Below are 25,660 nucleotides of genomic sequence, written 5' to 3'. Positions count from 1 at the left end.
ATTTTGCCATTTTAGGAATAATCTGGAAACTTTCTTCATAGGATATATATAGGCAGGCTGAAAAAACAAAGTTTTGAAAAACAGAAAGGGAGTTACAGACATGAAAAAAAGAGGAAGAAGATGTTTGATTTCATTACTCCTCGGGCTCTGCCTTCTGATGCCGTCACAGATGAATGCATTGGCGGCAGATGCACAGGAAGACAGTAGTTCTGTACAGGCTGTAGAGGAGGCGATGCCAGAGCAGGAAAATGCTACTACAATAGATGAAAATCAGATTGACAATACGATGCAGGATGACCAGGATATTTCAGTACTTGCAGACAATTATCCTGCTACAGGTAAGATTACTGCAAAAATATATCTGAGATATAGTAATGCGATACCAAAAGATATTAACCAGGATTTTGGTATGGATGAATTTGGACCATCGGGTAACAATGCTCCGTATTTTACGGTTACGGTGAATTTGGACCAGTTGAATAAAAAGCCAGTAAAGACTTATGTAAAAAACTATGGTCGGACATGGTACATCTACTATTCCATTGACAGTGATGAATCTTGGAATCCAGGAGATAAGGCAGATGCTGCGAACCGGGTGCAAAATGCCACGAATCTCTGGGAGCAAGCAATTCTGCAGGCTATGAGCAGTACGGATCAGAAGAAGTTTGAAAATGTATTTGGAAGCAATATGTTTGTAGGTTATGTCCTGAAACGGGAGAATGATGGCTGGCATATTGACGGAATTCTGAAGAAAGATCCACCGGTTTATGTAGTGGAGTTATATGATCAGAATGATCAGGCATTATTTGCAATTTCTTCCAATGAACAAAAGCTTCCAGGTGTTACTTATGCAGATTTTAAAACAAAAGTGGAAGAAGCACTTGGTGGAACGAATTATCAATATCTGACAGAGGAAAAAGACCGGATTGTTCTGAACTACGACAAAGATGGACGGATATGGCGGGTGACTATCACGCCAAAGACAGATGGGGCAGATAAAGATTATGCAGGTATTTATCATGTGGATCCGGCAAATAACAAGTTTTCTTACCGGACTGTTTCGAGGAATACTTATTATCTGAGCCGGATGAAGATTAAAGTAGAAGATGTGACACCGGTCAATTTGACCATTTCCAAAATTATAAAAGGCAGTGCAGCAAATCCAGCCGAACATTTTACATTTACACTGACTGCATCCAGATTGGCAGGAAAGACATTCGATGTAATCTATAATGGAACTCAGAATTGTTCCGAAGCACATGCTTCAAAGATTACATTTGACCAGTCAGGAAATGCCAGCGTTGTTCTGAAAAATGGTGAGTCAGCTACGATACAACAGATCACATCTGGAGACGTTAGAATCAAAGAAGAAAGTGGAGATTACTGGGCTTCTGTTACTGTAAATGGTGCTGATGAGAGATATGACCAGGAGAATGGCCTCCTGCTTAATATTGACAATACGAATGTTACAGCAGCATTTACAAATCAGATGGAGCAGCAGCCGGTGACAGGGATTGCCATGATGACATTTCCATATGTGCTGATTCTTTGTATCGCAGTGCTGGCATTGGGATATGGATATGCCAGAAGAAAGAGAAATGTATGAGACAGAACAAAAAGGAGAATAAGAACAAGAGGAAAAATGAAGAATGGATTCAGAAAGCCAGGCATGCATCATCTGTAAAGGATATTGCACATGTTATTGAAACTATGCAATTTCACAGAATATTTGGACTGATTGATGAACAGGAAGTGTGGGATAAGCTTCTGATTCTGGACGAAATGTATCGTCGAGTCTTTTTTATCCAGGAAGAAAAGTTTCGCATGCAATTAAAGGAGAAACATGGAGCAGAGTATACGATCCAACCGGGCAGGTAGTACGGAAGAGGTAATCCGACAAAGAAGGCAGCGAACGATACTTCGGAAGCTTCGTGGCAGTGATCTTAGAAAAGCAGCATTTCTTGCGGTCTTTCTTGTGCTTCTGTTCAGGTGTGTGTTCGGAGTGACATTTGAGTATGGAAGCGATATGAAACCGGCAATTGGTGACAAAGATCTGTTATTATACTACCGCCTGCAGGACTCATATACGGGAGGTGATGTAGTCGTATATGAAAAGCGAGGAGTAGAGATGGTCGGAAGAATTGCGGCGATGCCTGGTGAGACAGTGGAAATTACGAAGGACGGACAGCTTGTCATAAATGGTTATACACAGGCAGATATAAACCAGGAAGATATGTATAACCCGGGAAATGAAAATGGTACAGGAAAAGTAACGCTTAAAAGTCAGCAATATTATATTTTAAGTGATGATCACAGTGTGTCCAGAGACAGCAGGACACTGGGAGCAGTATCGAAAAACGAGATCCGAGGACTTGTTATCACTGTGATCCGAAGGAGAAATATATAATCAAAAAAGAAATAAAAAAGTTGCTTTAGAATATGGAAAGGAATGTAAGGTATGAGAAAGTTTACTAAAAAACTGGTAGCATCTATGCTGTCCACAGCAATGCTTATGGGTATGTCATTCACTGCATTTGCAGCGAATTCGCAAACACAGGGAATTAGTGTTAATGGATATTCTGGCCCTGGAAAGCAGATTGCCAAGACCTGGTCAGTTGCAGAAAATGGATTACTCAATGATTCAGAAACATTTGATTTTGCATTAGAGTACACAGGTTCTGATGCAATCGGAACCAATGCTTCGAGCACACCGACATTTAATGGAAGTGAAATGACACAGAATAATGCCACAAAGACGGCGCAGATTACATCAGCATGGAAGACAAAGGCAGCAGGCGGAGCAAGCTCCAGTGAAACATTGTCTTATGATGAGTTATTCGACGGAATTAGATTTACAGCTCCGGGGTTATATCACTTCATGTTAAGTGAGAATCCGGGACACAATCCCAATATTGCATATTCTGATCAGTCTTATTTGTTAGATGTTCAGGTTGTATGGGAGACAGAAGATAACGGATCCCAGACAGGAAATTTAAAGGTATCAGGCATTGCAACAACGAGTGTGGCAACCAATCAGAAAAGTGAAGGGGCAGGATTTGAAAATACAGAAGCTGATGCAGAATCTTTAAAAATAACAAAAACTGTTTCCGGAAGTGCTGCAAATAAAAATGATGAGTTCACTTTTACTGTTGTTGTGAATGGAATTGACGGAACTTATTCTACAAACAAAGCAGATGTTACCGTGACAAATGGAGAGAAAACTACATTTACACTGAAACACGGCGAGACGTTTGAAATTAAAAATCTTCCGGCAGGGGCAGACTATACTGTAAACGAAATTGACTCAAAAGGGTATGATACAACAAATGTCAGTGTGAATGGTGAAAATGCAGTTGAAAGTAAGAGTGCAAATGGAATAATTAATCTGGATGCAACAAACACAGTTGCTTACACCAATATTGACACAGTTACTCCACCGACAGGTGTGATCCTTCATTTTGCCCCAGTCCTTCTTGCATTTGCAGCAGCGTTCGGTGGATGTCTCGTATTTTTCCGTCGTAAGAGAATCTAAGGATGGAACGAACGCCGGAGTATTATCTGACTAAAGGGCTTGATATGGTTGTAAACGGCGTGGCGGCAGTTATTTTTTTATGCTGCTTCGCCTATGCCGGTTATGCGCTGTGGGACAACTGGAGCATCTTAGATGGCTCGGAAAATGCACTGAAAACGATGGTGGAATATAAACCAGACGAGGCAGAAGGACCTTCTTATAATTTCAGTCAGCTTATGGCTATGAATCCGGATGTATGTGGATGGATTGTTATGGATCATACAGGAATCGATTATCCAATAGTTCAGGGAGAGGACAATTTTGAATATCTGGATAAGGATGCACTTGGAAATTCGGAGATATCCGGAAGTATCTTTTTAGACTGGCAGAATAATCGGAAGTTTACAGATCCATATATGGTACTTATGGGGCATCATATGCAGGCAGGAAAAATGTTCGGTGATCTGGATAAATATAGTGATGAAACATTTTTCCAGAAAAATACAACTGGGAAAATTTATCTGCCGGACCGGGCGCTATACCTGGAAACAGCTGCGTTTCTTACAGTAGATGCATATGACAAATATATTTATCGAACCCAGTGGGATAATGTATCGGAAAGGCAGGAGCTTTTGAAACGCATTTATGAACAGGCGCAGTATACAAGAGGAGAAGAACTTACGACGGAAGATCAGATGGTAGCACTGTCGACCTGTTCTACAAGCGGAACCAATGCAAGACATGTTCTCATATGCAGGATTGTGCACAGCAGTGCTTCGGAGGAAGGAAGTGGAAAAGTATATGTGGAGACGGAAAATGAATGAGAAAATGCGGGGGATAAATATACAAGAGAAGGCAAGTATGTGTGGAAAATGTAAAATGTGGCTGGTAATGGTAGTTTTTGCACTGATATCTACAGCGATGCTATCTTCAGTGAAAATTCATGCAGCAAGTGCAGAAGAAAACCAGATGACAGATGTAGAAACAAATCATGTGACAGCGGTAGAGAATACACAGGAGCAGATAACGGTCAATATTCCTGTGAAATTAAAAATTACTGGAAACTCGCAACAAAACGAAATATTTTCGTTTCTATTAAAACAAAATGATGAACAAAGCCCAATGCCGAAGATTTCAAAAGCTCAGATAACAGGAACAAAGAAAGATGCATTTCAAATTCAGTATGAAAAGCCGGGGGTGTACAGATATACGATCAATCAGGTGGCTGGTGATGGAAAAAACTGGATATATGACCAGTCCGAGTATTCCCTGGAAGTCTATATTATGAGAAATGAACAGACAGATACGCTACAGTCACTTATTATCGCATACAATGCAAAAGGCGAGAAAGTTGATCCTGTTTTTATGAACAGATATCAGGCATCGGAAGCCAAACAAAAAAGCATGACGGTCAAGACCGGGGACAGCGCAGATATAAAAACTCTGACAGGTTTGATGTTGATTTGTGGAGGAATTATGATCGGGACTTACGAATATAAAAAGAAAATAGAAAAAAAGTAATTGTTCATTAGTTGTTATATGCAAAAAGAAAATAACAGACAGAAAGTTTCACAGGAAAGCAGAGCGCATCATCTTATTATACGATTGTAAGGTGAGCGCTCTTTTAATCTATAACTGAAGTTTATATATAGAGATTAACAATTTGAGGACTATTGTAGGGAGTGTTAAACTATAAATAGTACGTATTTTACAGATGGGAGGAAGCATTATGGTAAAAAAAGGAACCTGTGGTTTATGTCAAGGCGGCTGTGCAGTAGTTTATACTATTGAAAATGGGAAAATTGTGAAAGCAGAACCAGATAAAGAATCTCCGAAAGGAAGATTATGTCCGAGAGGAGCATTGGTACCAGATATTCTTTATGGGGAGGAGCGTATCAAACGTCCATTGATCAGAGTTGGCGAGCGTGGAGAAGGAAAATTCCGCGAGTGCAGTTGGGAAGAAGCTGTTGACAAAGCTGCGGAATTACTGAAAAAAACCGCAGATACATATGGCGGCAGATCTCTGGCATCTTACTATGGACGAGGTATTTTAGGGCTTCCTGTAACAAGACTTTGTGGCAAAGGTGATGGAAGCGGCAAAGGAAAATTTCTTATAAATCTGGGTTCTGTCAATGATATGAATTGTTCATCCATCTGTAATCTGGCATCCAGTACAGTGACGCCTGGAACACTTATGGGTCTGAATACGAGAATGATGGTGCAGGAGATTGAAGAAAGTGATTATATTATCTCATGGGGTAAAAACTCTGCCAGTGACGATGGTCCGCAGGTGATGTTGCATCGTATTAAGGAAGCTCAGAAGCGAGGAGCAAAATTGATCGTGATAGATCCAAGGCAGGAAGGACTTGGAAAAATTGCAGACTGGTGGATTCCGATTACGCCGGGTTCCGATGGAGCACTTGCCCTTGCAATGCTGAAACTGATTATAGACAGTGGACGTTATGACCATGAATTTGTTGAGAAATATACAAGAGGATTTGAAGAGTTTAAAACTTATCTGGATACACAGACAATGGAGCAGCTTTCAAAATGGTGTGGCATTTCCGTGACAGATATTGAAAAGCTGACAGATATTTTCTGCTCTACTGCAAAGATTCCGCTTGTTGCATATACGGGTCTGGAATATCAGCTCAGTGCAATTCAAAATAACCGTGCAATCTTTGTATTGTGGGCAATTACCGGGAAGTTGGATGCGCCGGGTGCAATCTATCTGAATGCAAAAGGACTGGAGACTCCGAAGCTTTTTGAAATACCAGAAGATGACAAACCAATCGGAGTAGATGAATTTCCGTTATTTTATAAATTCAGTGGTCAGGGACAGTTTTCGCGTTTTCCGAAAGCAGTATTAGAAGACGAGCCATACCCGGTCCGTGGACTTATGATTTTAGGAGGATCGCCGGTATTGTCATTCCCGGATAGTAAAAGTTGGCGTGAAGCATATAAAAAATTAGATTGCCTGATTGTTCTGGATCGTTACTTTACAGAAGATGCCCGGTATGCAGATGTAGTTTTTCCGGCCTGTTCGTTATTCGAAGTGCCAAAAGCTGTACCAGGACCAGAAGGACCACATATTGTGGAACCCCTGATTGAGCCAGTCGGAGAATCTAAAAACGATGTGTTAATTATGGGAGCAATTGCCAAAAAACTTGGATTTGGTGATAAACTTCCACAGACAGAAGAAGAACTTAGAAGCTGGCTTCTTAGTGGAACTGCGCCATATGCAGGAGATTTTGGGACAAGTGCAGACCAGAAAAAAGAAAAGCATTATAAGAAATATGAGATAGGTGAGTTAAGAGCAGATGGAAAACCGGGATTCCCGACACCGTCCGGAAAGCTAGAAATTTGTTCTACAATTCTGGAGGAAAATGGATTTGTCCCATATCCAGAGTATAAGGATGTTCGTTCAATTCCGGAACTTGCTGGTAAAGAATATCCATTTACTATGACAAGTGGAGCAAGAAGCAATAACCGTATGGGTGTGTTTGGGGCAAATCTAGATAAAATTGCTGAGATTGAACCGTATCCGTTTGTAGATATCAATGCGGAAGATGCAAAAGAAATTGGTATCGAAGATGGCGACATGGTAAAAGTAATAACGCCATTCGCAGACGGAACATTTAAAGCGAAAATCCGTGGCATTGCAAGACATGCAATACATATTCCACATGGAGGTGGAAGCGCCTATATGGCAGAACCTTGGAAAAATGGAAATGTCAATGATTTGTGTAGTCTGGACTATGCAGATCCGATGACAGGATTTGTACTTATTAAATCTGTACCATGCCGGGTAGAGAAAGTATAGTAAACAGTAATAATAAAAATGATAAAAAAATAACGATAAAAGTATAAGAAAAAGGATTGACTTTTTTTAACATAGGTGATAAAAAGGTACTATGTGAATAAAGAATTTGCTTGATAGAGGTGCGGGATTCATCAGTAATGATCGGCGACAGCTTGGGAAGCTGCCGGACATGAAAGGGGAGACCGCCGAAGAAAATGTAATATCCCAAGTACATTTTCTGGGGCGTGGCAGAATATGCTGCGAACTGTCACATCGGTGGAGCGCTATCAGAGTATAATAAAGAATAGACCGTAAGGAGAAAGAACGGGATATTTGGACTGATGAATTATACCGTGAGTGCACGACGCAGATGCATTCACGGTTTTTCTATTTAGATTTATAGTTGACATGAAAATGTTTCATGACAGGTATGAAAAACAGGTATAAGATCTGTGGTAGAAAAGATATAACCAGGCAGAGCTTTATTCCGAAAATATTAAATTACATAAAGGAGTAGAGATTATGTTGAAAAAGAGAAAACTGGCAGCCTGGGGGGCTGTAGTTTGTCTTCTGATGCTGGCTATGAGTTCTGTCACAGTTTTTGCAGCAGAAGAGACAACAGAGTATGTGCCAAAGATGTATGCATCTTTTTGGGCGCTGGTGCCACCGGTTGTAGCAATCGTATTGGCGCTGATCACAAAAGAAGTTTACAGTTCTTTATTTGTAGGAATTGTGATCGGAGGACTTTTCTGGTCAGGATTTTCATTTGAGAATACAGTACTTCATGTATTTCAAGATGGTATTGTAGGGGTTCTGACAGACAGCTATAATATGGGAATTTTAGTATTCCTTGTGATTCTTGGAATCATGGTGTGCATGATGAATAAAGCAGGAGGTTCCGCTGCATTTGGCCGTTGGGCGAGCGTACACATTAAGACAAGAATCGGAGCCCAGCTTGCGACAATCGTGCTTGGAGTTTTGATTTTTATTGATGATTACTTTAACTGCCTGACCGTTGGAAGTGTTATGAGACCAATCACAGATAAGCATCAGGTATCAAGAGCAAAGTTAGCTTACCTGATTGATGCTACGGCAGCCCCGGTATGTATCATTGCACCGATTTCCTCATGGGCGGCAGCAGTTACCGGATTCGTAGAGGGAGAGGACGGATTTTCCATTTTTCTCCGTGCCATTCCATTTAACTATTACGCACTTCTGACAATCCTGACCATGGTTCTTCTTGTTGTGTTAAAGATTGACTATGGCTCAATGCGTGTCCATGAAGATAATGCATTAAGAGGAGATATCTATACTACACCGGACAGACCGTACGCAGATGCACAGGATGATGTAGTTGAAGAAAAAGGCGGCGTGATTGATCTTGTATTTCCAATTCTTGTACTGATTGGCTGCTGTATTATCGGAATGCTTTACAGTGGAGGATTTTTCAGTGGCGTTAGTTTTGTAGAAGCATTTTCAGCCAGTGATGCGTCAGTCGGACTGATGCTTGGAAGCTTCTTCGCATTTGTGATCACGGTTATTTTCTATGCACTTAGAAGAGTTTTGAAGTTTACAGATTCTATGGCATGTATTCCAGACGGATTCAAGGCTATGGTGCCGGCAATCCTGATTCTGACATTTGCATGGACACTGAAAGCTATGACAGACAGTCTTGGTGCAGCAGAGTATGTGGCAGGAATTATGGAGACGGCTGCGACAGGGCTTGTGAATTTCCTCCCGGCAATTATTTTCCTGGTGGGTTGTTTCCTTGCATTTGCGACCGGAACTTCCTGGGGAACATTCGGAATTTTGATTCCAATCGTAGTTGCTGTATTCCAGGGAACAAATGAAACGATGATGATCATCTCTATCTCAGCCTGCATGGCAGGTGCGGTATGCGGTGACCATTGTTCGCCAATCTCTGATACGACGATTATGGCATCAGCCGGAGCGCAGTGCAATCATGTAAATCACGTATCGACGCAGCTTCCATATGCTATGACTGTGGCAGCAGTATCATTTGTGACTTATGTCATTGCAGGATTTGTACAGAACGCATGGATCTGTCTGCCGATTGGTATTATACTGATGACAGGAACACTTTTTGTGATTCGTGCAATTACAGGAAAAGAAGAATAAAAGAACTAAAAGAACATTTGCCTTAAGAAATGGATTCGGTTTTTAGGATATTTTTAAAGAGCAGATGTTTTTTTATATAATAGGGAATTGTATTTCCTATTATATAAAAAATCCTCATGTATTCCAAAGGGCTTACAGTTTATTTTATGGAAAAATGTGATATAATAGCCTCAGTGTATGAGAAAGGAGAACATCGGCAAGTTTATGAGTGTAAAAGACTTAACGACGTATGAAGTATTAAAAGACGAAGATTTAAAGGGTATTAAAGCGAAAGGAAAGCTTTTAAAGCATAAGAAAAGTGGCGCGAGAGTTCTGCTTGTTGAGAATGATGACAATAACAAAGTATTCAGCATTGCATTTCGGACACCGCCGTCAGACAGTACAGGAGTTCCGCATATTATGGAGCATTCCGTACTCTGCGGGTCAAAGAATTTCCCGGCAAAGGATCCATTTGTAGAGCTGGTGAAGGGATCTTTGAATACATTTTTAAATGCAATGACGTATCCGGATAAGACTGTTTATCCGGTGGCAAGCTGTAATGATAAGGATTTTCAGAATCTGATGCATGTATATATGGATGCGGTTTTGTATCCGAATATTTACAATCATGATAAGACATTCCGTCAGGAGGGCTGGAGCTACAAGCTGGATGAAAAAGATGGCGAGCTTTCCTACAATGGAGTTGTATACAATGAGATGAAGGGAGCATTTTCCTCACCGGAGGGAGTTCTGGATCGGGTTGTTCTGAATACCTTGTTCCCGGATAACTGCTATGCAAATGAGTCCGGTGGAGATCCGGAGGTGATTCCACAGCTTACTTACGAGCAGTTTCTTGATTTCCATAGAACATATTACCATCCGTCCAACAGTTATATTTATCTGTACGGAGATATGGATATGGAGGAAAAACTTCGCTGGCTTGACGAGGAATACCTGTGTCACTATGACAAAAAGGACGTAAACTCAGAGATTCATTTGCAGAAGCCATTTGATGAGGTACAGGAGAAGACTTTTGAATATTCTATAGCAAGCGATGAATCTACAGAAGAGAATACATTTCTTTCTTATAATAAGGTCATTGGAACAACATTGGACCGAGAACTCTATCAGGCATTTGAAATCCTGGATTACGCACTGTTATCTGCACCGGGAGCACCGCTTAAGAAGGCCCTTACCGATGCCGGAATCGGAAAAGACATTATGGGTTCTTATGACAACGGTGTGTATCAGCCTATTTTCTCTGTTGTTGCGAAAAATGCAGAGGAAAGTCAGAAAGATGAGTTTGTGAAGGTGATTGAAGACGTTCTTAGAGATCAGGTGAAGAATGGCATCAACCAGAAAGCGCTGCTGGCAGGAATCAACTACAACGAATTTCGATACAGAGAAGCTGATTTTGGAAATTATCCAAAAGGACTTATGTATGGACTCCAAGTCATGGATAGCTGGCTTTATGATGAAAACCAGCCGTTTATCCATATTGAGGCGTTAGGGACATTTGAATTTTTAAAGAACAAAGTTGGAACCGGATATTATGAAGAACTGATCCAGAAGTATCTGCTTGACAATACACACGGAGCAATCGTAGTGGTCCGCCCGGAGCAGGGACGTACAGCACGTCTGGATGCACAGCTCCAGGACAAGCTTCAGAAATATAAAGAGTCATTGAGCGAAGCAGAGGTTGAAAAACTGGTGGCAGACACGAAGGCGCTGGAAGAGTACCAGTCTGAGCCGGAAGCGATAGAAAACCTGGAAAAAATCCCGGTACTGCGCAGAGAAGACATTTCCAGAGAGATAGCCCCATTCTTTAATGAAGAAATGAAGCTGGCAGATGTGCCGGTTGTTTACCATGAGATTGAGACAAATGGAATCGGATATGTGAACGTTATGTTCGATCTGTCCGGTGTCAGTGCAGAAGAACTGGCGGATGTTGGAATCCTGCAGTCAGTACTTGGAATTATTGATACAGAGAACTATGAATACAGTGAGTTATTCAATGAGATAAATGTAAATACCGGAGGAATCGGTACATCACTGGAGCTGTATAATAATGTGACACGTGTGAAAGAAAAAGAATTCAAAGCGACATTTGAGATCAAAGGAAAAGCATTATATTCACAACTTGAGAAAACATTTGCCATGATGGCAGAGATTCTTACGGCATCAAAACTAGATGATACGAAACGAATCCGGGAGATTCTCGCTATGTTGAAATCAAGGCTGCTTATGAAGTTCCAGTCTTCTGGACATACGACCGCAGCACTTCGTGCACTGTCTTATGCATCACCGTCTGCTAAATTCAAAGATATGACAAGCGGAATTGACTTCTACAAACGAGTTGCCTATATAGAGGAACATTTTGACGAGGAAAAAGAGGCGTTATCGCAGAGATTGTACGCACTGACAAAGAAAATCTTCCGTCCGGACAATATGATGATCAGCTATACAGCGGCAAGAGAAGGTCTTGAGGGCATGGAGCCGAGAATCGCAGAACTAGCCGGAAAGCTCAATCATGAGAAAGTAACAGAGACACCGTGTATCATTCATTGCGAGAAAAAGAATGAAGGATTTAAGACTGCATCAAAAGTTCAGTATGTAGCACGCACTGGTAACTTCATAGATCGTGGCGTAGAATATACAGGAGCACTGCAGATTCTCAAAGTGATCTTAAGCTATGATTATCTGTGGCAGAATATCCGTGTCAAAGGCGGAGCTTACGGTTGCATGAGCAGTTTCAACCGCATCGGAGAAGGTTACTTTGTGTCTTACCGTGACCCGAATTTAAAACGTACCATTGATGTATATGAGGGCGTGGTAGATTACCTGGAGAACTTTACTGTCAGTGACCGTGATATGACAAAATACATCATTGGAACAATCAGCAACATTGATCAGCCAATGACACCGGCGACCAAGGGCGAACGTTCTATGAATCTCTACATGAACAAAGTAAGTGCCGAGATGATTAAGAAAGAACGCGCACAGATCCTGGATGCGGCACAGGAAGATATCCGGGCACTCGCCAAGGTGGCAAAAGCAGTACTGGCAGCAGACCAGTTGTGCGTCATTGGTGGAGAAGAGAAAATAGAAGAAGATAAAGAATTATTTGGCGAGGTGACAAGCTTTTAACCAGGGATGTAGCATTTCGTTAAAATACTACGCCCCATCAGTGATTAGGGGTGTCCCTAATTGAGAGGTTGTTAACAGTTAAATATAAATTATAAGAAAAAAGGGCTTCAGGAATTGATCAGACGAATCTCTCAAAATCAGGTTGAAAAGGTTGTTGTTTTATATAAAGATAGGCTATTGCGATTTGGTTTTGAGTTGATAGAATATATCGCTTCACTTTATAATTGTGAGATTGAGATTATTGATAATACTGAAAAATCTGAACAGCAGGAACTTGTTGAAGATCTGGTTCAAATAATCACAGTATTCAGTTGCAAATTACAAGGAAAACGAGCGAACAAAGCTAAGAAACTTATCCGAGAATTGATACAGGAGGAAACGGATGGTAAAAGCCATAAAAGTAATGCTGATACCAAACAACGTACAGAAAACTAAGATGTTTCAGTACGCAGGAGCTTCAAGATTTGCTTATAACTGGGCTTTGGCCAGGGAAAAAGAAAGCTACGAAAAAGGTGGCAAATTCATTTCAGATTCAGAACTCAGAAAAGAATTTACAAAGCTCAGACATTCTGATGAATACGCATGGTTGCTGAATATTTCAAATAATGTAACCAAACAGGCAATCAAAGATGCCTGTACTGCGTATAAGAACTTTTTCAAGGGTTTGCAAAAATTCCCAAGATTCAAGTCCAGAAAGAGATCAATGCCGAAGTTCTATCAGGACAACGTTAAGATACAATTGAGTAATACCCACGTTAAGCTTGAAGGCTTTTCTTCCAGCAGGAAAGCAAATAAGCAAAAAAAGAATTGGGTAAGACTTGCAGAACATGGACGTATTCCAACAGATGTTAAATATATGAATCCGAGAATATCCTTTGACGGATTGAACTGGTGGATCAGTGTATGTGTAGAATTTCCTGATTGCAAAGAAACACTTAATGATGATGGAGTTGGCATAGACTTAGGAATTAAAGACTTAGCTGTCTGCTCTGATGCCGTTAAGTATAAGAACATCAATAAGAGTCAGAAAGTAAAGAAACTAGAAAAACAGAAACGCAGATTACAGCGTAGTATCTCTCGTTCTTACGAGAAAAATAAGAAAGGGGAAAGTTACTGTAAAACAAATAATGTAATCAAAAAGGAAAAACTTTTATTAAAACAAAATCACAGATTAACAAACATCCGTAAAAACTATTTGAATCAGACCATATCTGAGATCGTAAATCGAAAGCCAAGATTTATTTGTATTGAAGATCTGAATGTCAGTGGAATGATGAAAAATAGACATTTATCCAAAGCAGTACAGGAACAAGGATTTTTTGGGTTTAGAAAACAGCTTGAATACAAATGCAATGATAAAGGGATCCAGCTTATTGTGGCTGAACGGTTTTATCCATCATCAAAGCTTTGCAGCTGCTGTGGAAACATCAAAAAAGATTTGAAGTTATCTGACAGGGTTTATAGATGTGAATGTGGGAATATGATTGACAGAGATTTCCAGGCATCTATAAATCTCAAGGCCTATGGAGAACGATTTGCAAGCTAACACTGAAACGTTAATGCAAATATGTACGGATACGTTAGTCCGGAATTTACGCCTATGGAGAGTACAAGAACTTGTGAGTAGATAGATATTTATATCATCAAAAGCATACTCGTTGAAGTGGGAATGAAACATGGGAGTTTATAACTTTTTATAAGTTTTCAGTAACGGAGAATATATGAAGAATGATTTTAAGTCTGGTTTTGTGACATTGATTGGACGTCCGAATGTGGGAAAATCTACATTAATGAATTACCTGATCGGGCAGAAGATTGCCATTACATCTAACAAACCGCAGACAACACGTAACCGTATCCAGACGGTTCTGACAACGGATGAAGGTCAGATTGTATTTGTTGATACACCAGGAATCCACAAGGCGAAAAACAAGCTCGGCGAGTACATGGTAAATGTGGCTGAGAAGACATTGAATGAAGTGGATGTCGTGCTTTGGCTTGTGGAGCCAACTACATTTATCGGAGCGGGCGAACAGCATATTGCAAAGCAGCTTCAGAGAGTCAAGACACCGGTCATTCTCGTCATCAATAAGGTGGATTCTGTGAAGAGAGAAGAGATTCTGCCGGCAATTGCTGCATACAAAGATATTTATGACTTTGCAGATATTGTTCCGGTATCTGCAAGAAGTGGTGACAATACGGATGAACTTCTGCGCGTCATTATGAAATATCTTCCATATGGACCACAGTTTTATGATGAGGACACAGTGACAGATCAGCCGGAACGTCAGATTGTGGCAGAATTGATCCGTGAGAAAGCATTGCACAGTTTGCAAGATGAAATCCCGCATGGAATCGCGGTTGCGATTGACCGTATGAAAATGCAGAACAAAGTTATGCATATTGATGCAACGATCATCTGTGAGCGTGATTCACACAAGGGGATCATCATCGGAAAACAGGGGAGTATGCTGAAAAAAATTGGAAGTACTGCTCGTTATGAGATTGAGAGAATGTTGGATTGTAAGGTCAATCTGAAGCTTTGGGTGAAGGTAAAGAAGGACTGGAGAGACAGCGAATTTCTGATGAAAAATTTTGGATATCGGGAAGAAGAATAAAATGAGTGGTATTTGGGGGAATCTAATCATAAGGAAAAACATTTACATGAAAACAAGCTTATGATGAGGTGACCTTATGGAAGAAAAGTACTGGAAGCAATTTATGAAGACAGGAAGGATTGTGGACTATCTCTATTACCGTGGCATGAAGATCTGCTACAGAGTCATGGAGCGTTCACAGAAGAAGACCTATGAATCAGATTACCGTGACGGGCATGGTGCTTTCGGCAACTCCGGTGGGCGATTATGACAGACGTGTTGTACTGCTTACAAAAGAACGTGGGAAAATTGCAGCATTTGCAAGAGGAGCCAGAAGAACCAATAGTTCCCTCCTTGGGGTGACAAGCCCATTTTCATTTGGAGAATTTGTAGTCTATGAGGGGCGGACATCATATACATTGATGTCGGCCTCTATTTCCAATTATTTTTCTGAACTTCGGACAGACGTGGAAGGTGCTTACTATGGTTTTTATTTTCTGGATTTTGCGGGGTACTATGCAAGGGAAGCCAACGATGAGACAGAACTCTTAAAACTTTTGTATCAGACATTGCGCGCCCTTACAAATGTACATATACCAAATCGGCTGATTCGGTGCATTTATGAGTTAAAGGCGGTTTGTATCAATGGAGAAGGTCCACAGGTGTTTGAATGTGTCAGTTGTGGAAGATGGGAAGAAAATATGAAGTTCAGCGTCAGAAAAGGCGGTCTGGTCTGTAGAAAATGTGAGATTCATGCGCCGGACGCGGTGATGGTAGGGACATCTACTTTATATACGCTTCAGTATATTATCAGCTCAAAAGTAGAGAAGTTATATACATTTGCAGTGAAAGAAGAAGTGCTTTTGGAACTGGAGAATCTGATCCGCAATTACCTGAATGTATACGTGGGAAGAAACTTTAAATCATTGGAAATATTAGAGACAATAGTTTGATTTGTAGAAATTTATAGAAATACAAAGTAAATATATGGGAAATAGACTTGAAAATAGATAATATTAACTGTATAATTATTAACAATATCAGAGGAGAAGGAGAAGGGAATATGGTAGAAAAAACAATGGACAAAATTGTAGCTTTAGCAAAATCCAGAGGATTCGTGTATCCGGGGTCTGAGATTTACGGAGGACTTGCAAATACATGGGATTATGGAAATCTCGGAGTTGAGCTTAAGAACAATGTAAAAAAAGCATGGTGGCAGAAGTTCATTCAGGAATCACCATATAATGTCGGCGTAGATTGTGCGATCCTTATGAATCCACAAACATGGATTGCAAGTGGTCATCTTGGCGGATTCAGCGACCCTCTTATGGATTGTAAAGAATGCCATGAGCGTTTCAGAGCTGATAAAATTATTGAAGATTACGCTCACGAGCATGGTATTGAGATTGGAGACAGCATCGACGGCTGGAGCCATGAGCAGATGGAGAATTTTATTAAAGAGAATAATGTTCCATGTCCGACTTGCGGTAAACATGATTTCACAGAGATCCGTGAGTTCAACCTAATGTTCAAGACATTCCAGGGAGTTACAGAAGATGCAAAGAATACAGTATATTTAAGACCAGAGACAGCACAGGGAATCTTTGTAAACTTTAAGAACGTACAGCGTACATCAAGAAAGAAGATTCCATTTGGAATCGGACAGATTGGTAAATCATTCAGAAATGAGATTACACCAGGTAACTTTACATTCCGTACAAGAGAGTTCGAACAGATGGAGTTAGAGTTCTTCTGTGAGCCTGATACAGATCTTGAGTGGTTCGCTTACTGGAAGAAGTTCTGTCTTGACTGGTTACACACACTGGGACTGAAAGACGAAGAAGTACGTTATCGTGACCATGATAAAGAGGAGCTTTCATTCTACAGTAAAGCAACTACGGATATCGAGTTCCTGTTCCCATTTGGCTGGGGAGAACTGTGGGGAATCGCAGATCGTACAGATTATGATTTGACACAGCATATGAATGTATCAAAACAGGATCTTACTTATTTTGATGACGAGAAGAAAGAAAAATATACACCATATGTTATTGAGCCGTCACTTGGAGCAGACCGTGTAGTTCTTGCATTCCTGTGTGCAGCTTATGATGAAGAGAATATTGGAACAGAAGATAAGCCGGATACAAGAACTGTTCTTCACTTCCATCCGGCACTTGCACCAGTGAAGATTGGTATACTTCCACTTTCCAAGAAACTCAACGAAGGTGCAGAGAAAGTATATGCACAGCTTGCTAAGAAATACAACTGCGAGTTCGATGACCGTGGAAATATCGGAAAACGTTATCGCCGTCAGGACGAGATCGGAACACCATTCTGTGTAACATACGACTTCGATTCCGAGGAAGACGGAGCAGTTACAGTACGTGACCGTGACACAATGGAGCAGGAGAGAATCAAAATAGAAGATCTTGACGCTTACTTTGAAAAGAAATTTACATGGTAAAATAATAATTAGGGACGTAGTATTTTAAAAGTTTACTACGTCCCTAATTCATTTACGCGAGCAACGAGCCAAAGTCCGTGCTTGCACGAGACCTTGGCGACTGCCGCGATAACTTGAGAAACTCGCGAAGCGTGTTTCTCATAGTTATTTTCGTGTACGCATATCTCCGATTGCCGTAAAGAGGACATCGGTAGATGAGTTCAGTGCGGTTTCGCAGGAATCCTGGATAACTCCAACGATGAATCCGACACCAACGACTTGCATAGCAACATCGTTCGGAATACCGAAGAGGCTGCAGGCAAGTGGAATCAGAAGGAGTGATCCACCGGCTACACCGGAAGCTCCGGCAGCGCTGGCTGCAGAGAGGACGCACAGAATCAGTGCAGTCGGGAAGTCTACGTGGATATCCAGTGTATGTGCTGCGGCAAGTGCCATAGTGGAGATTGTAATAGCAGCTCCGGCCATATTGATAGTTGCGCCAAGTGGAATGGAGATGGAGTAAGTATCCTCGTCCAAACCAAGATCCTGGCAGAGTTTCATGTTGACCGGAATGTTGGCAGCAGAGCTTCGGGTGAAGAATGCTGTCAGTCCGCTGTCTTTCAGGCAGCGAAGCACAAGTGGGTATGGGTTCTTACGAAGGCAGATAAATGTAATCAGTGGATTCATAATAAGTGCCACGAAGAGCATGGTTCCGACCAGTACGCAGATCAGACGTCCGTATCCGAGAAGAACGTCGAGTCCCTGTTCGGAGATTGTAGTGAAGATCAGTCCCATGATACCAAATGGTGCACAGTTAATGATCCATTTTACTGCAGTTGCGATAGCATCTGAAATATTCTCCAAAGCATTCTTTGTGCCATCACTTGCACTCTTAAGAGCAATGCCAAGTATGATGGCCCATGCAAGGATTCCGATATAATTGGCGTTTACCAGTGAGTCGACTGGATTCGCAACGACATTCATCAGCAGATTTTTCAGCACTTCTGTGACACCGGTCGGTGGTGTGATATCCTGAGTATTCGTGCTCTGTGAAAATGTCAGAGTTACCGGGAACAAGTAGCTGGCAATAACTGCAGATAATGCAGAGAACAGATTGCCGAGCAGGTACAGTATCACGATAAAAGACATGTTCGTTTTCTGGCCTTTTGCCATGCGGCAAAGGGAACTCATAATCAGGAAGAATACAAGAAGCGGTGCGATTCCACGAAGTGCTCCGACGAACAGATCTCCGAGAATGGAGATTGCGGTCGCCTGTGGGAAAATAAGTCCCAAAGCAATTCCGATGATCAGACCGCAGATAATGCGTTTGATCAGACTGATGTTGTTCCATTTTTGAATCAAATTTTTCATGTTCATTTCCCCTTTTGATAGTATAACAATTAAAATGCAATTAAAATTATAATGAACTTTAGGAAAAATGTAAATAATGTATTTATAATATGATATACTTATTATCAAATTGTGGCAGAAATTTAGCTGCGAAATATAAGAAAAAGGAGTCTTGAGCATGGAACGTAGAAATGCATGGAAAGTATATGACCAGACAGAACTGGAAAAATTAGACAAGATCAATGAGACATATAAGAATTGTCTGGACGATGGAAAGACAGAACGTGAGTGTATTACACTTGCGGTGAAAAAGGCAGAAGCTGCCGGATATAAGAATTTAAAAGAGCTTCAGAAGGAACATGTAAAATTAAAAGCTGGGGATAAAGTGTATGCAGTGTGCATGGATAAGAGTATTGCACTGTTCATCATCGGTCAGGAGCCGTTGGAAAATGGAATGAATATCTTAGGTGCACACATTGACTCTCCGCGTATTGATGTGAAGCAGAACCCTTTATATGAAAATGAAGAGCTGGCTTATCTGGATACTCATTATTATGGAGGAATCAAGAAATATCAATGGGTAACACTTCCGCTTGCTCTTCACGGTGTGATCGCAAAAAAAGACGGAACAATTGTTCCGGTCAGCATTGGAGATGAGGAGGAAGATCCGGTATTTGTGATTACAGATCTTCTTGTACATCTTGCATCAAAGCAGCTTGAGAAAAAGGGAAGTGTAGTCGTAGAAGGCGAGAAACTGGATCTTTTAATTGGAAGCCGGCCGCTTGAGCAGGATTCTTCTCTTGATCAGGAAGAAAAAGAAGCAGTTAAGGCAAATGTGATGGAACTTCTGAAGAAATATTATGATATGGAGGAAGAAGATTTCCTCTCTGCAGAACTTGAGATTGTTCCGGCAGGAAAAGCAAGAGACTGTGGTCTTGACAGAAGCATGGTGCTGGCATACGGTCAGGATGACCGTGTTTGTGCATTTACATCTTTATTGGCAATTCTGGATACGCCTCAGGTTACACGTACCGGATGCTGCATCCTTGTAGATAAGGAAGAGATCGGAAGCGTAGGCGCAACCGGTATGCATTCCAGATTCTTTGAAAATGTAGTGGCTGAACTGGTTGCTATGACTGACGGGGAGTCCGAGCTGCAAGTCAGAAGAGCTTTGCAGAATTCCAGAATGTTATCTTCCGATGTAAGTGCAGCATATGATCCGATGTACGCAGATGTGTTCGAAAAGAGAAGTTCTGCATTTTTCGGAAAAGGACTTGTATTTAATAAATTCACTGGAAGCCGTGGTAAGAGTGGTTCTAATGATGCCAATGCAGAGTACCTTGCAAAGATTCGTGGTGTCATGGATGATGCAGACGTATCTTATCAGTTCGCCGAACTTGGAAAAGTTGACGCAGGCGGCGGTGGAACCATTGCTTACATCATGGCAAATTACGGCATGGAAGTCATCGACAGCGGTGTGGCAGTGTTATCCATGCATGCACCTTGGGAAGTGACAAGCAAAGCCGATGTATACGAGGCATATAAAGGTTATGTTGCATTTTTGAAAAATATGTAGTATTTACGTGTATACGTTGCACGACGTGCATTTCTCAGTAAAGATGCCAAGAACATTTTTAAGGAACGAAATATGTCGAAAAGCATGCGAATTATTGTAGAGCAGAGGGAGAATAATCCCTCTGTTTTATTGACAAAAATATAACAAAGTGCTACAATATAGTTGCGACTTACAAAAAATATAATGTTGGGGTTTTTGCCTCATGACCATTTTCTACAAAAACAATGGTGTTTTTGGCTTTGACCCTTAACAGGAAATGTATTAGGAGGTCATAGCTATGGCAAAATGGGTTTATATGTTTACAGAAGGTAACGCTACCATGAGAAATCTCCTTGGTGGCAAAGGCGCAAATCTTGCGGAGATGACGAATTTGGGACTGCCGGTGCCACAAGGCTTTACCGTGACAACGGAAGCCTGCACACAGTACTATGAAGATGGCAGACAGATCAATGACGAGATTATGAAACAGATTCTTGAAGCCATTGATCAGATGGAAGTTATCACAGGCAAGAAATTTGGTGATAAGACAAATCCGCTGCTCGTTTCTGTTCGTTCTGGAGCACGAGCATCGATGCCAGGTATGATGGACACAATCCTGAATCTCGGACTCAATGAAGAAGTTGTCGAGACTTTGGCTTGTGCGTCCGGTAATCCACGCTGGGCATGGGACTGCTATCGCAGATTCATTCAGATGTTTTCCGATGTAGTTATGGAAGTAGGTAAGAAATATTTTGAAGAGCTGATTGATCAGATGAAGGCAAAACGTGGTGTGAAGCTTGATGTAGAGCTTACCGCGGATGATCTGAAAGAACTGGCAGGGCAGTTTAAGGCAGAATATAAAGAAAAGATTGGTACCGATTTCCCGACAGATCCAAAAGAGCAGTTAACAGAAGCTATAAAGGCAGTATTCCGCTCCTGGGATAATCCTCGTGCAAATGTGTATCGTCGCGACAATGATATTCCTTATTCCTGGGGAACCGCAGTTAATGTTCAGATGATGGCATTTGGAAATATGGGAGATGACTGTGGTACAGGTGTTGCGTTTACTCGTGACCCGGCTACAGGAGAGAACGGTCTGTTCGGAGAATTCCTTACAAATGCACAGGGAGAAGACGTAGTTGCAGGTGTTCGTACACCAATGCACATTTCAGAGATGGAAGAAAAATTCCCGGAAGCATTCGTACAGTTCAAACAGGTTTGTGAGACTCTTGAAAAACACTATAGAGATATGCAGGACATGGAGTTTACTGTAGAGCATGGTAAATTGTATATGTTACAGACACGTAATGGTAAAAGAACAGCGAAAGCTGCTCTGAAGATTGCTTGTGATCTTGTTGATGAAGGAATGAGAACAGAGGAAGAGGCTGTTGCAATGATCGATCCTCGTAATCTGGATACCCTTCTCCATCCGCAGTTCGACCAGAAAGTATTAAAGAGAGCAACAGCACTTGGAAAAGGAATTGGTGCATCTCCGGGAGCTGCATGCGGAAAGGTTGTATTCTCTGCTGAAGATGCAGTGGAGTGGGCAAAACGAGGAGAGAAAGTAGTTCTTGTCCGCCTGGAGACATCACCGGAGGATATTACCGGTATGAAATCCGCACAGGGAATCTTGACAGTCCGCGGAGGAACGACTTCCCATGCAGCAGTAGTTGCCCGTGGTATGGGAACATGCTGTGTATCTGGTTGCGGTGATATTGCAATGGATGAAGAAAATAAAAAATTTACCTTAGCAGCGAAAACATTTCACGAAGGAGACGCAATTTCCTTAGATGGAACGACAGGAAACATTTATGAAGGCATCATTCCTACTGTAGATGCAACAATTACAGGTGAGTTCGAGAAGATCATGAACTGGGCTGATAAATATCGTACTATGAAAGTCCGGACAAATGCGGATACACCGGCAGATGCTAAGAAAGCGGTAGAACTTGGAGCAGAAGGAATTGGACTTTGCCGTACAGAGCATATGTTCTTTGATGAGAACAGAATTGCAGCATTCCGTGAGATGATCTGTGCAGATACAGTAGAGGAGCGAGAAGCAGCACTGGATAAAATCCTGCCATATCAGCAGGGAGATTTTGAAGCACTCTACGAAGCATTGGAAGGAAACCCGGTTACAATACGTTTCCTGGATCCGCCACTTCATGAATTCGTACCAACGGAGGAAGAGGATATTAAGAAGCTTGCAGATGCACAAGGAAAAACGGTAGAACAGATTAAAAATATTATTGCGAGTCTTCATGAGTTCAACCCGATGATGGGACATCGTGGCTGCCGCCTTGCTGTGACCTATCCGGAAATCGCAAAGATGCAGACAAAAGCAGTCATCCGGGCAGCTATTAAAGTAAAGAAAAATCATCCGGATTGGAACATTAAGCCGGAAATTATGATTCCGTTGGTTGGAGAAGTCAAAGAGTTAAAATATGTAAAGAAATTTGTAGTAGAAACTGCAGATGCAGAGATTGCTGCATCAGGTATTGAATTGGAATATGAAGTCGGAACAATGATCGAAATTCCAAGAGCAGCACTTACAGCAGATGAGATTGCAAAAGAAGCTGACTTCTTCTGCTTCGGAACAAATGACCTGACTCAGATGACATTTGGATTCTCCCGTGATGATGCAGGAAAATTCCTGGACGCATATTATGATGCGAAGATTTACGAAAACGATCCATTTGCAAAACTGGATCAAAAAGGTGTTGGAAAACTGATGGAGATGGCAATTGCACTTGGAAAAGAAGCAAATCCGAACCTTCATATTGGAATCTGTGGAGAACATGGAGGAGATCCGTCATCTGTAGAGTTCTGCAATGAGTTGGGATTGAATTACGTTTCCTGCTCACCATTCAGAGTTCCAATAGCCAAACTTTCTGCTGCGCAGGCAGCCATAAATCAAAGGTAGTACACTGTAGGTGACTGGCATAGAACGTTAATTAGCTTATATAGAAAACCCCTTACATCAATTATGGCGTGAGGGGTTTTTGTGTTGCCATGCGTTCGGAAGAAGCTGCCGGTGGCAGGTTCTGCAGATGAAAAATGTACAAAAGATCTTTCAGTAGAGGATTCTGTTCATGTTTGGAAGAGCATTCTTGCACATACTATAAATGTGCATTATAATGATTAAGACAGTAAGTGGAAATGCTTCTAAAAACAGTTTTTAAATGATAGATTTTGTGATTGATGATGAAGGAGATTACGAAAGCAGTATGACAGGTTCTGATAGAAGACAGGAGATATTGAAGAATATAAAAGAAAGTGACAGACCGGTTTCGGGTTCGAAACTTGCGAAGGATTATGATGTGAGCCGTCAGGTTATTGTTCAGGATATTGCCCTGTTACGGGCTTCGGGGTATGATATCATATCAACAAACCGGGGATATGTATTGGAAGGGCAGACTTGCGCCGAGAGAGTTTTTAAAGTACGTCATACAGACGAGCAGCTTGAGACGGAACTTTGTACTATTGTCGATCTTGGCGGTCAAGTGAAAAATGTTATGGTAAACCATAAAGTTTATGGGCATATTGAGGCGGAACTTGGAATTACTTCCAGAAGAAAAGTAAAAGAATTTCTGGCAGATATCGAAAGTGGCAAGTCAACACCGCTTAAGAATATTACCTCCGATTATCACTATCATACTGTGACAGCGGACAGTGAAGAAACGCTGGGGATGATAGAAGAGGAACTGAGAAAATTAGGATTTTTGGTTGAAAATTAGTTATTAAAACATTCTGAATGTCATGCTGGCTCTGAAAAAGTAAGGTTTATAATCCGACTTTTCAGAGCCGGGTGTACATGGAAAGAATGTTTTTTTATTATGAACAAAATTTTTTATAGGTTACATTTCTGAAAAAGAAATAATTCCAGTGCGTATAGAATTCCGCACAAAGTATCTGTCCCGGAAGAATGCCCGATTGCCAGAAAATTTTCAGTAATTGCTGGGATATTTGCAATTCCAGGAGTAATTTGAGGGTTGCATTTAATATAAGAAGTATCTTGTGGAGATTCACAACCTGTATTTACGAGTAAATGATTCACAGCCAGGCTAAATTGTCCTTTTAATGCACAGTGGAGAAATGCAGCACTTACATCGACGGTATCATTCAGATGTTCTGCAATTGTTTTGTGAAGGCTCTTGGCAAATGTGGATTCTGTTTGCCCTGTAAGAATTAATCCGGCAAGCACACCGCATAGGAAATCATCACCGCTTGGAGTCAGCCCGATGCCAAGTCCGATCAGTCGGGCAAGTTCGATTCCGGTCTCTGTATATTTTTTATTTCTATATAGTCTGGTGCATCGTTCGATTTTTTTCTTTGCAGCAACAAGCATCATAGAAGTATCATCATTTACACGTTGGTTGAAGATCACTTCAAAGCCTCCGGTGGAAATATTAGAAAGACATGTTCTGATATTGTTATGAAGCTGGTGAAGCATGGTATCTGACAGAGAGTTTGCACATTTTAATGAATGTAACAAATGTAAGTTGTGAATTGTTGCTTCTTCAAAAGAAAATCCAATTTCCTTTTTATTATCAAGAGTGTTCATATCTGTGGAAGCCTGAAGAGTGCGGTTACTTCTATAAATAGTAATGATATTCTCTTTTAAAGTAACAAAATCTCCGGCAGATATTTCAAGACTCTCCATTTTTTCGGAAGTCAATGTTGTAATCAGACTGATTGGCGAGATGGGTGAACCCTTTGCCTGTAAGGCTGCCAGTGTTCCACCAATAGATAAGTTGATAGTTTTTCTATATACAGAGTGGACTGTCCCGCTTGTTTCTCCCGAAAGCAGTTCATTTAAATAGTCAGATGTATCTGTAATGGAAAATAATGTCATAATTATGCACTCCTGTGTATGTTTCTTTTGCCTGTCTGGCAGGTACTATCATAACAGATTTGCCGAAAAATCACAATGTACACAATATAATACACAATATAAAATGTGGTTCTTGAAATTTTAAATAAAATTGCACAAATTTTAAATAAGAAAAAATGGGCAAAAACCGAAGAAAATGTTAATAATATAACGAAAATTATAAAAAATTTTAAAATTAACCAATAAAACTGTATTGTTTATATAAAAATACAATACATGACTGTGCATATTATACAAAAAAAT

19 protein-coding genes, 1 pseudogene and 1 riboswitch are annotated in these 25,660 nt (G+C 41.0%); of the genes and pseudogenes, 18 read left to right on the top strand and 2 right to left on the bottom strand.

Going from position 1 to position 25,660, the window contains the following annotated elements; translation table 11 throughout:
• The first annotated feature begins 100 nt into the window (after window positions 1-100).
• From NQ560_RS10970 to NQ560_RS10900, 15 genes and pseudogenes are all read left to right on the top strand, one after another.
• Window positions 101-1,606, top strand: a complete 1,506-nt coding sequence (locus tag NQ560_RS10970; protein ID WP_040015581.1) for a DUF7601 domain-containing protein — start codon at window positions 101-103, stop codon at window positions 1,604-1,606.
• Window positions 1,603-1,878 (top strand): hypothetical protein, encoded by a 276-nt coding sequence (locus NQ560_RS10965; RefSeq protein WP_005334305.1) that lies wholly within the window; start codon window positions 1,603-1,605, stop codon window positions 1,876-1,878. Before NQ560_RS10970 ends, NQ560_RS10965 begins: the two co-directional genes overlap by 4 nt.
• Entirely contained in the window at window positions 1,844-2,407 is a 564-nt protein-coding gene (gene lepB, locus NQ560_RS10960) for a signal peptidase I (RefSeq protein WP_005334303.1), read from the top strand. Before NQ560_RS10965 ends, lepB begins: the two co-directional genes overlap by 35 nt.
• A 51-nt stretch (window positions 2,408-2,458) precedes the next feature.
• Window positions 2,459-3,532 (top strand): DUF7601 domain-containing protein, encoded by a 1,074-nt coding sequence (locus NQ560_RS10955; RefSeq protein ID WP_005334295.1) that lies wholly within the window; start codon window positions 2,459-2,461, stop codon window positions 3,530-3,532.
• Between the two features lie 2 nt (window positions 3,533-3,534).
• Window positions 3,535-4,335, top strand: a complete 801-nt coding sequence (gene srtB, locus NQ560_RS10950) for a class B sortase (protein ID WP_005334293.1) — start codon at window positions 3,535-3,537, stop codon at window positions 4,333-4,335.
• Complete coding sequence (locus tag NQ560_RS10945; RefSeq protein ID WP_005334286.1) at window positions 4,328-5,032, top strand: Spy0128 family protein; 705 nt, start codon at window positions 4,328-4,330, stop codon at window positions 5,030-5,032. The genes srtB and NQ560_RS10945 overlap by 8 nt, the downstream gene beginning before the upstream one ends.
• Window positions 5,033-5,240: 208 nt before the next feature.
• Window positions 5,241-7,334 carry a molybdopterin-containing oxidoreductase family protein gene (locus tag NQ560_RS10940; RefSeq protein WP_040015580.1) on the top strand — a complete coding sequence of 698 codons (2,094 nt, stop codon included), beginning with the start codon at window positions 5,241-5,243 and terminating at the stop codon, window positions 7,332-7,334.
• Window positions 7,335-7,440: 106 nt separating this feature from the next.
• A riboswitch (Lysine riboswitch) is annotated at window positions 7,441-7,608 on the top strand.
• A gap of 227 nt (window positions 7,609-7,835) precedes the next feature.
• A complete protein-coding gene (locus NQ560_RS10935; RefSeq protein WP_005334284.1) occupies window positions 7,836-9,452 on the top strand; it encodes a Na+/H+ antiporter NhaC family protein in 1,617 nt (538 codons plus the stop codon).
• A gap of 204 nt (window positions 9,453-9,656) precedes the next feature.
• Window positions 9,657-12,578, top strand: a complete 2,922-nt coding sequence (locus NQ560_RS10930; RefSeq protein WP_040015579.1) for an insulinase family protein — start codon at window positions 9,657-9,659, stop codon at window positions 12,576-12,578.
• Between the two features lie 84 nt (window positions 12,579-12,662).
• A pseudogene (locus NQ560_RS10925) lies at window positions 12,663-13,013 on the top strand (IS607 family transposase); the annotation flags it as partial.
• Entirely contained in the window at window positions 12,961-14,124 is a 1,164-nt protein-coding gene (locus tag NQ560_RS10920; RefSeq protein ID WP_040015578.1) for an RNA-guided endonuclease InsQ/TnpB family protein, read from the top strand. The pseudogene NQ560_RS10925 and the gene NQ560_RS10920, both read left to right, overlap by 53 nt.
• A 175-nt stretch (window positions 14,125-14,299) precedes the next feature.
• Complete coding sequence (era, locus tag NQ560_RS10915) at window positions 14,300-15,196, top strand: GTPase Era (RefSeq protein ID WP_005334279.1); 897 nt, start codon at window positions 14,300-14,302, stop codon at window positions 15,194-15,196.
• A gap of 76 nt (window positions 15,197-15,272) precedes the next feature.
• Window positions 15,273-15,446 carry a hypothetical protein gene (locus NQ560_RS10910; protein ID WP_005334277.1) on the top strand — a complete coding sequence of 58 codons (174 nt, stop codon included), beginning with the start codon at window positions 15,273-15,275 and terminating at the stop codon, window positions 15,444-15,446.
• A complete protein-coding gene (recO, locus tag NQ560_RS10905) occupies window positions 15,388-16,128 on the top strand; it encodes a DNA repair protein RecO (protein WP_005334274.1) in 741 nt (246 codons plus the stop codon). The genes NQ560_RS10910 and recO overlap by 59 nt, the downstream gene beginning before the upstream one ends.
• A gap of 110 nt (window positions 16,129-16,238) precedes the next feature.
• Entirely contained in the window at window positions 16,239-17,639 is a 1,401-nt protein-coding gene (locus NQ560_RS10900) for a glycine--tRNA ligase (RefSeq protein ID WP_040015577.1), read from the top strand.
• Window positions 17,640-17,783: 144 nt separating this feature from the next.
• Here NQ560_RS10900 and sstT read toward each other — a convergent pair whose 3' ends face one another.
• Entirely contained in the window at window positions 17,784-18,989 is a 1,206-nt protein-coding gene (gene sstT, locus NQ560_RS10895; protein WP_040015576.1) for a serine/threonine transporter SstT, read from the bottom strand.
• A 157-nt stretch (window positions 18,990-19,146) separates the two neighbouring features.
• Between sstT and NQ560_RS10890 the strand changes: the two genes are divergently transcribed.
• From NQ560_RS10890 to NQ560_RS10880, 3 genes are all read left to right on the top strand, one after another.
• Window positions 19,147-20,544, top strand: coding sequence for an aminopeptidase (locus NQ560_RS10890; RefSeq protein ID WP_005334270.1), 1,398 nt, complete (start codon window positions 19,147-19,149; stop codon window positions 20,542-20,544).
• Between the two features lie 277 nt (window positions 20,545-20,821).
• The gene (gene ppdK, locus NQ560_RS10885; RefSeq protein WP_005334266.1) at window positions 20,822-23,446 is read left to right on the top strand and encodes a pyruvate, phosphate dikinase; all 2,625 of its coding nucleotides are present in this window, start codon (window positions 20,822-20,824) and stop codon (window positions 23,444-23,446) included.
• A 304-nt stretch (window positions 23,447-23,750) separates the two neighbouring features.
• Window positions 23,751-24,260, top strand: a complete 510-nt coding sequence (locus NQ560_RS10880; RefSeq protein ID WP_040015679.1) for a transcription repressor NadR — start codon at window positions 23,751-23,753, stop codon at window positions 24,258-24,260.
• Between the two features lie 113 nt (window positions 24,261-24,373).
• Here the strand turns inward: NQ560_RS10880 and NQ560_RS10875 are convergent, their stop codons facing one another.
• Window positions 24,374-25,378 carry an oxamate carbamoyltransferase subunit AllH family protein gene (locus NQ560_RS10875; protein WP_005334261.1) on the bottom strand — a complete coding sequence of 335 codons (1,005 nt, stop codon included), beginning with the start codon at window positions 25,376-25,378 and terminating at the stop codon, window positions 24,374-24,376.
• Window positions 25,379-25,660: the final 282 nt, after the last annotated feature.

The organism is Dorea formicigenerans, assembly GCF_025150245.1.
GTDB classification, from domain to species: Bacteria; Bacillota; Clostridia; order Lachnospirales; family Lachnospiraceae; genus Dorea; species Dorea formicigenerans.
Note: the sequence above shows the minus strand (reverse complement) of the source record. Positions and strands in the feature narration are given on the sequence as shown.

Excerpts from the sequence above, each read along its gene's own strand:
- NQ560_RS10970 (WP_040015581.1), top strand. The coding sequence starts at position 101 with ATGAAAAAAAGAGGAAGAAGATGTTTGATTTCATTACTCCTCGGGCTC.
- NQ560_RS10965 (WP_005334305.1), top strand. The coding sequence starts at position 1,603 with ATGAGACAGAACAAAAAGGAGAATAAGAACAAGAGGAAAAATGAAGAA.
- lepB (WP_005334303.1), top strand. The coding sequence starts at position 1,844 with ATGGAGCAGAGTATACGATCCAACCGGGCAGGTAGTACGGAAGAGGTA.
- NQ560_RS10955 (WP_005334295.1), top strand. The coding sequence starts at position 2,459 with ATGAGAAAGTTTACTAAAAAACTGGTAGCATCTATGCTGTCCACAGCA.
- srtB (WP_005334293.1), top strand. The coding sequence starts at position 3,535 with ATGGAACGAACGCCGGAGTATTATCTGACTAAAGGGCTTGATATGGTT.
- NQ560_RS10945 (WP_005334286.1), top strand. The coding sequence starts at position 4,328 with ATGAATGAGAAAATGCGGGGGATAAATATACAAGAGAAGGCAAGTATG.
- NQ560_RS10940 (WP_040015580.1), top strand. The coding sequence starts at position 5,241 with ATGGTAAAAAAAGGAACCTGTGGTTTATGTCAAGGCGGCTGTGCAGTA.
- NQ560_RS10935 (WP_005334284.1), top strand. The coding sequence starts at position 7,836 with ATGTTGAAAAAGAGAAAACTGGCAGCCTGGGGGGCTGTAGTTTGTCTT.
- NQ560_RS10930 (WP_040015579.1), top strand. The coding sequence starts at position 9,657 with ATGAGTGTAAAAGACTTAACGACGTATGAAGTATTAAAAGACGAAGAT.
- NQ560_RS10920 (WP_040015578.1), top strand. The coding sequence starts at position 12,961 with ATGGTAAAAGCCATAAAAGTAATGCTGATACCAAACAACGTACAGAAA.
- era (WP_005334279.1), top strand. The coding sequence starts at position 14,300 with ATGAAGAATGATTTTAAGTCTGGTTTTGTGACATTGATTGGACGTCCG.
- NQ560_RS10910 (WP_005334277.1), top strand. The coding sequence starts at position 15,273 with ATGGAAGAAAAGTACTGGAAGCAATTTATGAAGACAGGAAGGATTGTG.
- recO (WP_005334274.1), top strand. The coding sequence starts at position 15,388 with ATGAATCAGATTACCGTGACGGGCATGGTGCTTTCGGCAACTCCGGTG.
- NQ560_RS10900 (WP_040015577.1), top strand. The coding sequence starts at position 16,239 with ATGGTAGAAAAAACAATGGACAAAATTGTAGCTTTAGCAAAATCCAGA.
- sstT (WP_040015576.1), bottom strand. The coding sequence starts at position 18,989 with ATGAAAAATTTGATTCAAAAATGGAACAACATCAGTCTGATCAAACGC.
- NQ560_RS10890 (WP_005334270.1), top strand. The coding sequence starts at position 19,147 with ATGGAACGTAGAAATGCATGGAAAGTATATGACCAGACAGAACTGGAA.
- ppdK (WP_005334266.1), top strand. The coding sequence starts at position 20,822 with ATGGCAAAATGGGTTTATATGTTTACAGAAGGTAACGCTACCATGAGA.
- NQ560_RS10880 (WP_040015679.1), top strand. The coding sequence starts at position 23,751 with ATGACAGGTTCTGATAGAAGACAGGAGATATTGAAGAATATAAAAGAA.
- NQ560_RS10875 (WP_005334261.1), bottom strand. The coding sequence starts at position 25,378 with ATGACATTATTTTCCATTACAGATACATCTGACTATTTAAATGAACTG.